The 13,394-nt window shown below is 62.6% G+C and carries 12 protein-coding genes; 3 read left to right on the forward strand and 9 right to left on the reverse strand.

Going from position 1 to position 13,394, the window contains the following annotated elements:
- Positions 1–19: 19 nt before the first annotated feature.
- Complete coding sequence (locus tag LB568_RS30725) at positions 20–772, reverse strand: SDR family NAD(P)-dependent oxidoreductase (protein ID WP_224732140.1); 753 nt, start codon at positions 770–772, stop codon at positions 20–22.
- A gap of 397 nt (positions 773–1,169) precedes the next feature.
- On the opposite strand from LB568_RS30725, the gene LB568_RS30730 reads away from it, so the two are divergent.
- Positions 1,170–2,483, forward strand: coding sequence for an O-antigen ligase family protein (locus tag LB568_RS30730; RefSeq protein ID WP_013891497.1), 1,314 nt, complete (start codon positions 1,170–1,172; stop codon positions 2,481–2,483).
- 292 nt (positions 2,484–2,775) lie between these two features.
- On the opposite strand, the gene LB568_RS30735 is transcribed toward LB568_RS30730, so the two are convergent.
- Positions 2,776–4,032 carry a polysaccharide biosynthesis/export family protein gene (locus LB568_RS30735; RefSeq protein WP_224732141.1) on the reverse strand — a complete coding sequence of 419 codons (1,257 nt, stop codon included), beginning with the start codon at positions 4,030–4,032 and terminating at the stop codon, positions 2,776–2,778.
- Between the two features lie 85 nt (positions 4,033–4,117).
- Positions 4,118–4,795: a sugar transferase gene (locus LB568_RS30740; RefSeq protein ID WP_140570488.1), complete on the reverse strand. Its 678-nt coding sequence runs from the start codon at positions 4,793–4,795 to the stop codon at positions 4,118–4,120.
- Between the two features lie 599 nt (positions 4,796–5,394).
- Between LB568_RS30740 and LB568_RS30745 the strand changes: the two genes are divergently transcribed.
- Positions 5,395–5,667 carry a hypothetical protein gene (locus tag LB568_RS30745; RefSeq protein WP_031249634.1) on the forward strand — a complete coding sequence of 91 codons (273 nt, stop codon included), beginning with the start codon at positions 5,395–5,397 and terminating at the stop codon, positions 5,665–5,667.
- Positions 5,668–5,692: 25 nt separating this feature from the next.
- On the opposite strand, the gene LB568_RS30750 is transcribed toward LB568_RS30745, so the two are convergent.
- From LB568_RS30750 to LB568_RS30775, 6 genes are all read right to left on the reverse strand, one after another.
- A complete protein-coding gene (locus tag LB568_RS30750; RefSeq protein WP_224732142.1) occupies positions 5,693–7,537 on the reverse strand; it encodes an ABC transporter ATP-binding protein in 1,845 nt (614 codons plus the stop codon).
- On the reverse strand, positions 7,530–8,507 hold the full coding sequence (locus LB568_RS30755) for a serine kinase (RefSeq protein WP_224732143.1): 978 nt from the start codon (positions 8,505–8,507) through the stop codon (positions 7,530–7,532). Before LB568_RS30755 ends, LB568_RS30750 begins: the two co-directional genes overlap by 8 nt.
- A complete protein-coding gene (locus LB568_RS30760; RefSeq protein WP_140570482.1) occupies positions 8,504–10,423 on the reverse strand; it encodes a lasso peptide isopeptide bond-forming cyclase in 1,920 nt (639 codons plus the stop codon). Before LB568_RS30760 ends, LB568_RS30755 begins: the two co-directional genes overlap by 4 nt.
- Positions 10,420–10,626, reverse strand: a complete 207-nt coding sequence (locus tag LB568_RS30765) for a lasso peptide biosynthesis B2 protein (RefSeq protein ID WP_224732144.1) — start codon at positions 10,624–10,626, stop codon at positions 10,420–10,422. The genes LB568_RS30760 and LB568_RS30765 overlap by 4 nt, the downstream gene beginning before the upstream one ends.
- 296 nt (positions 10,627–10,922) lie before the next feature.
- A complete protein-coding gene (locus LB568_RS30770) occupies positions 10,923–11,222 on the reverse strand; it encodes a PqqD family protein (protein WP_013891489.1) in 300 nt (99 codons plus the stop codon).
- A gap of 154 nt (positions 11,223–11,376) precedes the next feature.
- Positions 11,377–11,529, reverse strand: a complete 153-nt coding sequence (locus LB568_RS30775) for a lasso peptide (protein WP_013891488.1) — start codon at positions 11,527–11,529, stop codon at positions 11,377–11,379.
- A 518-nt stretch (positions 11,530–12,047) separates the two neighbouring features.
- Between LB568_RS30775 and LB568_RS30780 the strand changes: the two genes are divergently transcribed.
- Complete coding sequence (locus LB568_RS30780) at positions 12,048–13,172, forward strand: nucleotidyltransferase family protein (RefSeq protein ID WP_224732145.1); 1,125 nt, start codon at positions 12,048–12,050, stop codon at positions 13,170–13,172.
- Positions 13,173–13,394 lie beyond the last annotated feature (222 nt).

A 13,394-nucleotide genomic window follows, 5' to 3' on the forward strand; every position in this document is an offset into this window, starting at 1 on the left:
GGCGGGAGTCCCCGCCTGGTCAATAGGTAGCGCGGCCGCCGGAGACGTCGAACACCGCGGCCGTCGTGAACGAGCATTCTTCCGAGGCGATCCAGCAGATCAGTGCCGCCACTTCCTCGACCTCGCCGAAGCGCGCCATCGGTATCTTGGACAGCATGAAATCGATGTGCTCCTGGCTCATCTGCTTGAAGATCGCGGTGCGCACGGCCGCCGGCGTCACGCAATTGACCGTAATCTTGGTCTTGGCCAATTCCTTGCCGAGCGACTTGGTCAGGCCGATTACCGCCGCTTTCGAGGTGCTGTATGCGGAGGCGTTGGGATTGCCTTCCTTGCCGGCGATCGAGGCGATGTTGACGATGCGGCCATAGTCGCGTTCGAGCATGTGCGCAACGAGCGCCTTGTTGCAGTAGAAGACGCCGTTGATGTTGATGTCGATGACCTTCTGCCAATCCTCCGTCGAATAGGACCAGGTCGTCATGTTGGGTCCGGTGATGGCCGCACTGGTGACCAGGATGTCGACGCCGCCAAGGGCTTCGATCGTCCGCGCTGTGGCGGCTTCAACACCCTTCGCATCGGCAACGTCCAACGTCACGCCGTGCAGGCCGGGAACAACGGCTTTGGCCTGTTCGATCTGGGCCGGGTCGCGATCCCAGACGCTGACGCGCCCGCCCTCGCCGACGATCCTTTGCGCCACCGCCAGACCGATGCCCGAGGCCCCGCCGGTGATGACCGCCGACCGGCCGGCGAAGCGTCCCGCAAAATGCATAGGCATCTGATTTTCCTCTGTCCGTGACCGATGCAACCGGCCGCCTCGCCCCAGGTGGACTGTGAAGTCGCCGGCAGGCAAGTTCAAGCCGGCATGCGGGGCGATCGTCTGGGCCAATCCCGAAGCAGCGCCGTGCCGCTCCATTTGTCGCCTGATCCCAGGTGGCTGTCGCCGGACAGGCGACCCGTCGATCTCTCGGCAATCGCCCGGCTGTAAGACAAGGTGACCGGATTTGCCCCGGATTTGCCATTGAGCGAGGGGCGCGATAGGTTATATTGCACTGCACAATGGAGACGCTGTTTATTGTACGCCCCTGTTTGCGGATATGCCGGCAGGCTTTCGGCCTGCCGGCCTTGGTGGTCTCTGGCTTGCCGGTCTTGGGTCGCGTCGACGGGACTCTGAGATGAAGATTCCCAAGTCCCTGCTGGTCGATCCCGAAAAGAACTCCGCCTATGGCGCCTTTGCCGTTGCCGTCTCGATCTGGGCGTTCTCCTATTCCGTCATATTCGGCCAGGTGCTGATCCTGGCCTACTACGCCGTCTGGCTTCCGCTCATCCTGGTCGACTACCGGCGCTTCCTGCGTCAGCTGTCCAGCGCCTGGCTGCCGCTGCTGTTCGCGGCCTATGTCTGCTTCTCCGTCTTCTGGTCGCAGGCGCCCGGCACCACCGCAAGGACGGCGATCCAGTACCTTTCCCATATTGCCTGCGCCTATGTCGCGGCGCGCACCGTCAGCGCGCGCACCCTGACGCTGGGCGCCCTGATCGGGATATTCTTCGTCCTGCTCTATTCACTCAAGGTCGGGGGCTATTCCGAGGATGTCCTCGACGGCACCTACAATTTCGTCGGCGCCTTCGCGTCCAAGAACCAGATCGGTTTTGTCGGCTCGCTCGGCATCTATTTCTCGGTTGTGTTCCTCGCCTTCCTGCGGCGTGGCCGGCTCAGCTTCATCCTGACGGTGCCGGTCGTGCTGTTGTCGGCCTATGTGCTGGTCGTCTCGCATTCCGCCACCTCGATGGCCTCGATACCGGCGGTCCTGGCGCTGATTGCACTGCTTGCCATGAGCAAGCTCTTGTCGCGGCGCTATCGCCGCGTGATCTTCCTGGTCGGTGCCGGCATGATCGTCGTGGTGGCTGTTGTGGCGCTCAATCTTGGGCTCATGGACTTCGTGCTTGGCATCTTCGGCAAGGATTCGACGCTCACCGGGCGGACCTATCTCTGGGAACAGGGCTGGGATGCCGCTCAGCGGTCGCCGATCCTCGGCGTCGGTTATGCCGCCTATTGGGTGCAGGGATTCGCCGAGGCCGAACGGCTGTGGAACGAATTCTACATCACCACCCGCACCGGCTTCCATTTCCACAACACCTATATCGAGGCGCTTGTCGAACTCGGCTTCACCGGCGCGACGATGGTGTCGCTGATCATGCTGCGCACGCTTTACGGTCACGTCTCGATGGTGATCTTCAAGGCGTGGCAAGCCGAATCGGTGGTTCTCTTCGGCGTGATGGTGCTGCTGCTGATCCGCTCCTTCGTCGAGGTCGAGATCCTCAACCCCTACATCATGGGCTCCTTCCTGATGTATTTCAGCTATTTCAAGCTGGCACGGCTGCCCGTTACCGGCACGCGGCGGTCGCCGGCCTTCGAGCCGGCGGATGCGAACAGGGGCGAGGCCGAATGGCCGCGGCACGCGGGCCGTCCGGCGACTGCCGATCCTTCGTGAGCCAACGCACCTTGTCCAAAAGGGCGTAGCGATTTTGGGCAACGACATGCATCAAAGACAAAAGCGCGTCGCGTGATTTCCTTCGAAGGCGGCGCGCTTTGATCGTTTCGCCGCCTGAAGATCTCACGGCCCCGAAAATCTCAAGGTCTTGAAAATCTCAAGGTCTTGGACATCGCACTATCAAAGAAAATCGCACCAACAAAAAACCTCCGCCAGGCAGGCCTGACGGAGGTTGGATGTCTTTTTTGCGATTGGGGATCGAAGGCGCCGGATCGCGCCAAAGGCGGCGTGTCTATTGGCTGGCCAGCGGCGCCAGCTTGACCTTGATCACATCGCCGGGCAGCACTTGCGTTTCTTCCTTCGCCGCGATCTCGCTGGTCTTGCCGTCGACATTGCGCACCAGTGAATAAAGCAGGGTGGGCTGCTGGTCGTTGGTGATGGCGGCCGTCGTCGCGGGATCGGTGGCCTGGGCTATCAGGCCTTTCTGCATATTCACCTTCAGCGCGGCCTCGTTCAGATCGGCTTCGGTCTGCTGCCGGTCGGCGGCGAGGCTGGAACTCAACGTGTTCTGGGCATCGATGGCGTCCTGCGTCGCCTTGCTGATCGCCTGCTTGGCGGTGAGGATGGCTGTCTCGTAGTCGAGGATCTTGCCCTGCAGGTCGGTGACGGACTGCTGCGAATCCAGAAGTCTCGCATTGGCGACCAGGCCCTTCTGGGCCAATGGACCGATGCTGGCGAGCTGCTGCTGCGCAAGGTCGACCTGCTTCTGCTGGTTGACGATCTTCTTCTGCAGCGATTCGATTTCGGCCTGCAGGACGCCCTTGAGGTCGTCGAGCGCCTCGAGCTTCAGCTTCAGCGCCTTTTGGTCGGCCGTCAGGATCGTCATCTCGTCGGCGACGATGGTCGGCAGCCGTGGATCGCCCTCGACCTCCTTCGGTGCCTCGAAGCTCGTCTTGCCCGCAAGGTCGGCATCGATGCGGGCACGCCTGACGATCAGCCGGACACGCTGGTCGTCGGAAATGTCGAAATTGCCCTTGGCGGTGACCAGGTCCTTGCCGAGCTGCGGGCCGTAGTCGGCGTTGCGCCGGATGCCGCCGGCGACGCTGATCGCTTTCAGCACCGTCAGATCGGGCACGTAGGGAAACTGGCCGGGGTTCTGCACTTCGCCCGAAATGTAGAACGGCCGGAACTGCGCCATCTCGACCGAGGCTTCGGGTTTGTCCGACAGAGCGAGCTTGCGCTGCAGCGCCTCGCCGATAGCCGCCGCGACTTCCGCCGTGGTCTTGCCTGCCGCCGGCAACTCGCCGACGAAAGGCACCGACAGCGTGCCGCTAGGGCCGACCGTGTATTGGCCATTGACCGCCGTCCAGTCCCTGAACGTGCCTTCGACGGTCTGCCACTCCGCGATGCGGATGGTGAGCTTGTCCTGCGAGCCGAGATGGTATTCGTCGGCGGTTGCGAGCTGGGGAAAAGCGAGGGACAACGCGAGGCATGTGGCCATGAGCCGCGAGCGGCCGGAGAGTGGGCCGCTGCCAAAGGCTTCGAACATGTCTGTCTTCAAGTGAACGTTCCGATCCGTTTTAGCCCCATCGCCCGATGAGCTTGCCGCCGGATGCTTGGTATCGGCCGGCCGGTCAGTAAGAACCGCGTGACATCCACACGGCCGGCACGGTCCTGATGATGATGCGAACGTCTTCGAACAGCGACCAGTTTTCGACATAGTGGCGATCGAACGCGACGCGGCTGTCATAGGAGACGTCGTTGCGGCCGCTGACCTGCCACAGGCCGGTCAGGCCGGGCCGCGACTTCAGATAATAAACCGCGGCGCTGCCGTAGATTTCCAGCTCGTCGCGCACAACGGGGCGAGGCCCGACAAGGCTCATGTCGCCCTGCAGGATGTTGATGATCTGTGGCAATTCATCGAGGCTGAGTTTCCTCAACACCGCTCCGACGCGGGTGACGCGCGGATCGTTCTTCAGCTTGCGGGTCGCAATCCACTCCGCGTTGGCTTCCGGATTGGTGGCCAGATAGGCGGCCAGCACCTTGTCGCCATCCGGAACCATGGTGCGGAACTTCAGGCACGGGAAAACCCGGCCGCCGCGGCCGATTCGCCGGTGGCCGTAGAAAACCGATCCGCCGTCGGAGAATTTGACGAGCAGCGCTATCATCACGAACAGCGGGCTGAGAGCGATTAGTCCCGCCAGCGAACCGACAATATCGAAACTTCGCTTCATGAGTCCGCCGATCGGCGGCGGAAAATCGGTGTCAGCCTGCGAAAAGTCCGCCGTGGCCGACTTGGCAATATCCCTCATGCCGTAACTCCATGCGTTGAACGAATGGTTCACCACACGATACCAAAAAAATGTTGCAGCGCAACACACAATTTCCCAGCCCATTGAAATAGTCACGTCATGAATTGACTAAATAATAAGCTCCCAATGCACATTTTTCAGGATACATAGCACATTTGTGACAATAAATGGGCAAATGAAAAAAATGCGGACCTTTTTGAGGCGAATTTTGGGCGGGACGTTCTCTGTGGCCCAGAGGGATGCATATTAGTGCTTTAGAAAGGTGCGAAGTTCACGACTATTAACATAAAATACTACTCAATATTACAGATTGTACTGAAAAATGCCAGCCGCTTCAGGTTGAGTGAAGTGCGGTCGTGTGCATTGCAGCATGGCAGAGTCGAACGCGAAAGCTCAATCAAAAATATGTGCGGTTGCCCTTGCCGCCTTCTGCTCGCCTTAATAGAATTGCAAATTATACCTGTCAGAGTGGCGACAGGTTGAAAGGCCGGAAGCAACCGGTCGACGGCGGGTGGTTTAACAAGCCCGCATAACAAGGGACGGCGCTCGGGTGGGGCAATCGTTGGATATAACCCGAGCCGGTTTATGGGCTGTTGGGTATGTCGCTTCCAAAATTCATCGTTGGGATGATTTTCGCTCTTGCGATCGTCGTCGGCTGGTCCTGGATTGACGGCGTTTCGCTGGGCACGACCCTGCTACGCGTCATCATTTGCGCCGTGGTCATCCAGGCCGGGTATTTCGCCATCATTTATGTCATGGTTGCCAGGAGCGCGCCGACGCCGGCCGACAGGCTACGCGAAGCCGAAAGAAAGCTGAACTCGCCCGAAGTAGAAGGCGAGAAGCTGGGCAGTGCCCGGCGAGGCCTGCACTAATTCCAACGCGCGGCATCGCCCGGCCTCAGGCCACATGGGCCGGTTCGGTCTCCGACTGCTCTCCCGAGAGCATCCTGGACAAACGGCTCGCCGGCTTCGCCTTCAGGCGCTGATACTGCCCGACTTCCACGACACGGCCGTCTTCCATCGCCACCACCCAGTCGGCGAAGGCGATCATCGACGGACGGTGGGCGATGGTCAGGATCGTCATCGCGCCGCGCAACCCTTCGATCGACCTGGCGATCAGCGACTGGTTCTGCCAGTCGAGCGCGCTGGTCGCCTCGTCGAGGATGAGCAATGACGGCTTGCGCAGCAGCGCCCGCGCCAGTGCGATGCGCTGGCGCTCGCCGCCCGAAAGCCGCACGCCCCGGTCGCCGACCACCGTATCGAGCCGGTGGTCGAGCCGTTCGACGAACTCGCCGGCATGCGCGGCGCGCAGCGCGGTCCACAGATCGTCGTCGCTGGCCTCCGGCGCGGCAAGACGCAGGTTCGCCGCGATCGTATCATGCAGCAGGAACACGTCCTGCGGCACATAGGCCACCTGATCGCGCCATCGGCGTCGATTGGCGGCGTCGATCTCGCCCCCCTCGACCAGGATCTTGCCGGCGGTCGGTTCGAGCAGGCCGAGCAGCATGTCGGCGATCGTGCTCTTGCCCGATCCGGAGGGCCCGATCAGGGCGGTGACCTTGCCGGCCGGAAGGCCGAAGGTGATGTCGCTTACCACCGCCTTGCCGGCGCCGTCGTCATAGGCGAAGGAGACGCCACGGATGTTCAGCCCCGTATCGAGTGCCAGCTTGCTTGCATCTTCGACCTCCGAATGGCCCGGTTCGCGCTCGGCGTCGAAACGTGCCTGCAGGCTGCGCATTGCCGTGTAGGCGGGCAGGTTGATCAGCACCTGCTGGGCCTGCGTCTGCATGTCCATGAAGCGTGGCGCGATGCGCATGAAAACCAGGAGCAGCACGACGATCTCGGCGAGCGAGAGGTTGAAGCGGACCAGCGCCACGTAGATGAACAGGCTCAAGCCGACGACGCTCGCGACCTGGAACACGGCGGTGCCGATCGAGCTGTTGCGGACATAGTCGATGTTGTCGGCCTTCATCTTCTCGAGCGTTGCCTGCAGCTGCGCGAAATAGCTGGCTTCGACGTTCAAGCTCTTGGCCACCTTGATGCCGCCGAGGAATTCCGAGACCGTCCGGTACTGATCCTGGCGATTGCTTGTCAGCACGCGCCCAAAGGCGGTGGCGCGTGAGCGAAAGGGCTGCAACGCCACGAACATCACGATGCCGATAATGATTGCAAACGCCGTCATGACCGGCGAGATGAACATGGAGATCACGAGGTAGCCCACCAGCAGCACGGCGATCTGCACCAGCATCAGCAGCGAGAAAGCGGCCCCCTGGACACGGTCGATGTCGCCGGTCAGGGCGTGGTCGAGGTCCGAGCCGCGCATGCGCGAAAACACGCCCCAGCGCGCCTTGCCGATGCTCTCGAACAGGTTCATGCGCAAGCGGTTGATGAAATCGAACAGAAGCCTGGCCATGTAGACCGATTTGAAGCGGTTGAACGCCGCCTGCGCGGCAACAAGCCCGACCAGCGCAACCAGCACCGTCGTCAGCTGCAACGTCCCGCCTGGCACCAGCCAGCGCACGAAATCGATGTTCGGCAACCGCACCGCGAAATCCTGGTCGGCCCGCCCGACCAGATGCAGCAGCGGCACAAGCAGCAGGATGGAGATGCCTTCGGTCAGGCTGCCGAGCACCAGGAACAGCAGCGCCGTCCAGGTCCGACGTCCGCCGATCTGGGCGATCACGGCGCCGAAGGCGGCGACGTCGCGAAACAGCGACAGACTCAAGACCGATGACCTAGACATCTTCAGCCAGTTCTCTCTCAAGCAGCGCCACAGCCTCGCCGATCCTGTCGAGACCGGCCGGAACTTCCAGCCGGCACACGCCGACATGGTTAGCGATTGCTGAACATTGGCGAAGATGCATCGCCGCGAAATCGCCGGAGAGGGCCGCGCGGCCGAACCGGGTGACGTAGGAGAATTTGATGATGGCCGGCAAGGCTGCGATGGCGGGCAAGGGCGTCATCGCGGCCCTTTGGCCGCGCTCGAGGACATAGATCCGGGCCACCGGCACCACGCTGCCGGAAAAGGCGCCGTGCAGGCGATGTTGCATCTTGTCGATCGCCGGATGGACTTGCGGTCGCACCTCGGCTTGCCCAAGCGGGATGGCGGCCGCGGCGTCGGCCGCCAGCTTGATCTGCGGAAAGCCCGGCACGATCATCGGCCGGTCCGGATTGCTGAGATCGAGCGCCACGACGTCATCGGTAAGCAGTTCATGACCAGCCCGGATCAGCGCGCTTGCCGTCGTCGATTTGCCGGCGCCCTTGTCGCCCATGAAGATGGCGCCCTTGCCGGCCACCGCGATGGCGCTGGCATGCAGGACGAGCAGGCCGCGCCGATGCAGCAGCAGCGCCATCACCGGCCCGAGCAGCGGGAAGGCAAGCAGCGCGTCGTCGACGCCGGGCGCCGGTTCGACATCGATGCGGCGGCCGCCACTGATCAGGAACGCGCCGACGGCATGCCATGCCAGATATTGCCGGTCCGGCTCGAAGCGGAAGGTGGTCGCGGCCTGCGGCGAAGGCTTCGGCATATCGATTGCGCCGACGGCGATCGTTATGTCCGCCGCGGCCGGCTCCACCGGCTCCAGTTCTGGCAACGTCACGTCGGACGCGACCGTCAGCCCATAGGCCCGGTAGAAGTGGCATTGCCTCTCCGGCACTCCCGCCACAGCGGGATAGTGTGGGGCGAGGGGGAGTGGCCCATTGCGAGGCATCATGCGGCACTCCCGCCCTGTTGCACCTGCCGCAGCCACAGCGACAGCGACGCCGAGCGCCAGACATACTGGACGTCGAGCGGTGCCGCCCGATCCGGCTGGCGCAGCAGCCGCGCATAGGCGGCACTCACCTGCGGCAGGTTGACGTAGGGTGCGATGCGATCCGTGTCCGAGACCAGCAACTGCTCCAGGAGATCACGGTGGTTGCGCACCATGCCGTTGACGAGATTGGCGGTGAAATCGATCTTGTCTCGCCGCCACTGGACCGGCGGCGGCAGGATCCCTTCCATGGCGCGGCGCAGCACGGAGCGGCCAAAGCCGTGGCTGAGCTTCTCCTCGCCCGGCAGCCCCAGGCAGAACTCGACCAGTGGCTTGTCCCAGAACGGGTAGCGCGGCTCGACGCCGAAATTGGCGGCGGCTTTGTCGAGAACCTCGAAGGAATGCGGGACATAGCCGTTCGACAGGATCCAGCGGTGGCTCAAGGCGTCGCTGGCCTGGACGCCGCGCGGCATGTACCCGGCCCGGTGAAAACGGTCGATGAGTTCGGTCCGCCTGGCCAGGTCCGGATTGACCAGGTCGCGCCAGCTTCGGCCACGCGTTGGCGTGGGCCGGCGTATCTTGTTCAGGGTCCGGTTTGCCAGCTGCCTCAGTTTGGCGATCCGCCAGGCCGGCCCATAGAGGGTCAGGAACTGGAAATACAGGGCGAGCGTGCTGTCGCCATAGGTGTTGGAAGCGCTGCGGATCTCGCGCCAGAGGTCCAGCCATCTGCCGCCATTGGCCAGCTCGTGCAGGTGGCCATGGCCTTGCGAGACGACCTCGTCGCCGCCATGGCCGTCGAGCAGCACCTTGATGCCCTTGGCGCCAGCCGTCCTGTAGATCCCGCGGGTCAGCGTCAGGCCCGGCGCCAGGAAGGTGCCTTCCTGCTCCTCCAGCACCCGTTCGAATTCAGCGAAGGGCGCATAATCGCCGACCGCGATCAGCGTCGGGTCGACCTTCTGCTGGTCGAGCACGGCGTCGATGAAGGGGCGTTCGTCCATCGACGACCCTTTCTCGAAGATCAGCGAAAAGGTCGGCAGCCTTGGCTTGCGTTCGGCGGCGTTCCGCAGGCCGGCCACGCAGGCGATCGAGGAGGAATCGAGGCCGCCGCTCAGCATCGCGCCGATCGACGATGTCCCCCGCATACGGTTGCGTACCGATTGCGAGAACAGATGGGCGAATTCCTCCGCCGCATCCGACGGCGGCGGCCGCGAAGACGGCTCGATCTGCCAGTACCGCCGCAGCAGCACCTGTTGAGCGCTGACGGTGAGGCTGTGACGGGCCGGCAGGCTGAAAATATCGCTGTAGGGCGTCGATTGCGGGTCGTCGGGAAGCCCGGCCAGGAACCCCGAGATCCGGTGCTCGCTGATGCGCGCGCCGACCCCGTCCAGGCCAAGCATCGGCCCGATCTCGGAGGCGAAGGCAAAGCGCCGGTCCGCCGCGTGGTAGTAGAATGGCTTGACCCCGAAATGGTCACGCGCGCAAAACAACAGCTGCCGCTCGGCATCCCAGATGGCAAAGGCGAAGTCGCCTTGCAGATGCTCGGGGCAGGCTTCGCCCCAGCGCAGATAGGCCCGCATCAGCAACACCGCGTCGGCGACCGAGCTGTCCCGTATGCCGAGCCTGGCGAGCAGTTCGTCGCGGTTGTCCAGCCGGCAATCGGCGGTGATGGCCAGCTTGCCGCCGGCCATGGTCAGCGGGCCGGGGCCGGCCTCATCCAATGTGTTGAGCCAGGCGTGGCCAAGGGCGATGCCGGCGTCCAGCCACCATGAGCTGCCGTCGGGGCCGCGATGGCGCATGCGTGCCAGCATCTGCTGGATATCGGTTGCCGCGTCTGCCGGCGCGGGCCCCTGTCGCAGCACAATTCCGGCCACGCCGCTCATCGGCTGCCGTGGTCGACCAGATGGGCGAAACCATCGACGGATCCGCCGAGCACGATATGGTTGTCGCTGATCAGCCAGGCATGCGCTTTCAACTGCTCGCCCGTGCCGCGTTCGACGCCGATGCGGATATTCGAGGCATTGCCTTGGCGCGCGAGCATATATTGGCCCGAAAGTGCCTGGGTGAGGCACGTGGCGCGGGGCACGAACCGTGCCCGCCGCGGCAACCCCCCAGGCGACAAGCCGCAACTCGCCCATGCTGGCGCACTGGTGCGCGTTGAGCCGGGTCACCATGGCGCGAACACGGTTGTACGAGAACAATGTCAGCCCCAGCCGGACAACCGCGACCACCACCAGGCATTGGCAAAGGAAAAGCGCTTCCGAGCCGCTCAGCGAGAGGATTCCGGTTAGGCTCCGCCTGCCTGACCGACTTTTCGCCTGCCTGGGGCTCTTTTCCGTCGCAGGTCTTTGCCGCGAAACCATGGCCTTTTGCGAAACCTGCCTAGACAAGTGCCTCATGCTGCAGCCTCGCAAGCCCGTTTTCGGCCAGCCCCTTCAGCAATGCGTCGACGTCGGCCTTGCAGCGCTCGGCGTCGACATTATAGGACGCAAGCACGGCGCTACGGATATCGGCGATCGACTTCGGCTCCTGGATCAACTCCCAGATGAACGCGCCGACGCCGTTGAGGCTGTAGTAAATATTGGATTTCAGATTGAGAAGCGCGAGGCCGTCGCCGAATTCGCAAGCCACGGCATCTTTGTTGGCACTTATGCAATCGTGGTCCGATGGGTTCCAGTTCATCCTAAAACCTCGTTTGCAACACACGGTCTACACATCGTCGCTTCAAAAAGCGGAAAAGCTTCAAAAGCGGAAAGTCGGGGATTTTCATCCCCGGCTCCATTTATGGTCTTGAATCCCAGAGGCCCAACGTAATTCCTCCGGGATCAGGCTAGTCTCACGAGAACGTCAGGTCGCCGATCGGGGTGTGCGCGGGAAACGACGCGTCGATCGCCGTGTTGCCCCCGCCGCCCTGAGTGATGGTTTCAATCGAACCATGCACCGTCAAGCTTGGCGTTTCGTACTCATGCTTTTCAACATTCTGTTCCATTTTACTCTCCAATGAGGACTGGAAACGGCCTGTCGAGTGCCGTCAGCACTTGCATGCTGCGATGCAATAGCTGCATAGCAACATTTATGAGTCAAGCCTGATTTACCTCTGGTTAATCAATTACGGGTTGCGGACGTCACCATGTGTGTGTGGGATGCTCAAAATCTCGCCGCATTCGGGGTAAAATCTAGTACGGTCTGGGTTTGTCGCTGACGGTTCTTTAAGCGATTGATTTTGCTTGCATAAAACATCTACGCCACCGCTGCTTTTTTAGGCAATGCTAAAAGATGAATTTAGTTTAACCGATCCAGGTTGATGTCCGGCTGGAACGCTTCGGCATGATCGGAATTTGGACCGAGTATTTCCACCGCTTTCGCGGCGCGCCGGCAAACGTTCTGGTTGCAAAATTCCGCACTGCGAAAGGAAAGGCTTTACGGCGCCGAGGTTTTTGAGGATGCTTTGCTTCGCACCTGCAGCATACCTATCGCGCGAACCGCTTTTTGGAGACTGTGCGCTCAATGGCCTTGCCGGAAAGCTCCTATGAACGACTGCGCGCCGCCGATTGCGCCGACGAGGTCGCCTATGTGCAGGCCTGCCTGCGGTTGTATTTCGCGGGGCCGGCCGCCGGCAAAGTCTCGACGCCCGGTCTTTCCAACGACGCCGTCGCCGACATCGCCAGGCTGAACAAGGTTGCCATCTTCGTCCTGAAGGCGCTGTCGCGGGCCCCGGTCGGCGAAAGGCCGGCTGAGCTCTTCCAGTGGCTCGACACCTATCGCAGGCGCACGGTCTCGATGAACGCCGCCTGCCTGATGGACTCGATGACGATCCATGAGGCGCTGCGCGACAGGCAGATCGATTTCGTCTTTCTGAAGGGGCCGTTCCAGCAGCATCTGCTCTACGACGACCACTTCATGAAGCCTTCGGGCGATGTCGACATCCTGGTTTCTCCCGCCGGCTTTTCCAGGGCGCGCGACGCACTGCGCTCGATCGGCTACGAGGTGTCGGGCAAGTCCCGCTCGGTCTGGTGGGTCCGTTTCCTCGGCGAACAGCACATGATCCGCGGCAACGGGCCGAAATCGTCCACGGTCGATCTTCACTACCGCCTCCAGCAGCCCGGTTCGCCCAGTCCGCGCGACGCCGACGGGTTCCTGCGGCGCAAACGGCTGGTCGAGATTGCCGGCACTGAGGTGCCGTTCACATCGGTCGCCGACACGCTGATGCTGTCCTGCATCAGCGTCGCCAAGGCCCTGTTCAACCGCGAACCCTGTGCCGGCTACGTCTGCGATATCAGGGCCAGCGCCAATCGTCTCGACGAGGCCGATCAGCAGCGTCTGCTCGATGCGGCGATGAGCCAGGGGCTGGACGATACGCTGCTGCTCGGCCTGCGCGCCGCCGACGTTCTGCTGGGTGGTACCGGCACGCTTTTGTCGGAGCGGGCCAAGCCGATCCTGTCGCGCATCGGCAATGAGGATCTGCTCAGCATGGTCATCGCGCCTTGGCTGTCGTCGCTGCGATGGCCGCAACGGCGAACGGTGTTGTGGGAATTATGCGGCCGTGCTCCCGTCCGCTACCTGGCCGAGGCAGGCTGGGCGGCGTCGGCGGATATCAGCCGCCGCATCTTCGAACGGCCGGCCAGTCCGTGATGGTGGTGCTGTCGGAGATTGAATGCGTACAGGGCGAGGGCAGATCGGAACCTGTGCAAGAGGCTAAGCCCATGTCGATGACGAAATCCGAGGTTTGCGTGATCATCGCGGCCAAAAACGCGGCACGCACGATCGCGGTCGCCATCGCGTCCGCGTTGCGCGAACCGGAAGTGGTGGAGGTCGTCGTGGGGGGCTACCGCGGCCCCGCCCCCCCCGGCCCGG

This window comes from Mesorhizobium sp. B263B2A, assembly GCF_020165775.1.
GTDB classification, from domain to species: Bacteria; Pseudomonadota; Alphaproteobacteria; order Rhizobiales; family Rhizobiaceae; genus Mesorhizobium; species Mesorhizobium opportunistum.

Excerpts from the sequence above, each read along its gene's own strand:
- LB568_RS30725 (WP_224732140.1), bottom strand. The coding sequence starts at position 772 with ATGCCTATGCATTTTGCGGGACGCTTCGCCGGCCGGTCGGCGGTCATC.
- LB568_RS30730 (WP_013891497.1), top strand. The coding sequence starts at position 1,170 with ATGAAGATTCCCAAGTCCCTGCTGGTCGATCCCGAAAAGAACTCCGCC.
- LB568_RS30735 (WP_224732141.1), bottom strand. The coding sequence starts at position 4,032 with ATGTTCGAAGCCTTTGGCAGCGGCCCACTCTCCGGCCGCTCGCGGCTC.
- LB568_RS30740 (WP_140570488.1), bottom strand. The coding sequence starts at position 4,795 with ATGAGGGATATTGCCAAGTCGGCCACGGCGGACTTTTCGCAGGCTGAC.
- LB568_RS30745 (WP_031249634.1), top strand. The coding sequence starts at position 5,395 with ATGTCGCTTCCAAAATTCATCGTTGGGATGATTTTCGCTCTTGCGATC.
- LB568_RS30750 (WP_224732142.1), bottom strand. The coding sequence starts at position 7,537 with ATGTCTAGGTCATCGGTCTTGAGTCTGTCGCTGTTTCGCGACGTCGCC.
- LB568_RS30755 (WP_224732143.1), bottom strand. The coding sequence starts at position 8,507 with ATGATGCCTCGCAATGGGCCACTCCCCCTCGCCCCACACTATCCCGCT.
- LB568_RS30760 (WP_140570482.1), bottom strand. The coding sequence starts at position 10,423 with ATGAGCGGCGTGGCCGGAATTGTGCTGCGACAGGGGCCCGCGCCGGCA.
- LB568_RS30770 (WP_013891489.1), bottom strand. The coding sequence starts at position 11,222 with ATGAACTGGAACCCATCGGACCACGATTGCATAAGTGCCAACAAAGAT.
- LB568_RS30775 (WP_013891488.1), bottom strand. The coding sequence starts at position 11,529 with ATGGAACAGAATGTTGAAAAGCATGAGTACGAAACGCCAAGCTTGACG.
- LB568_RS30780 (WP_224732145.1), top strand. The coding sequence starts at position 12,048 with ATGGCCTTGCCGGAAAGCTCCTATGAACGACTGCGCGCCGCCGATTGC.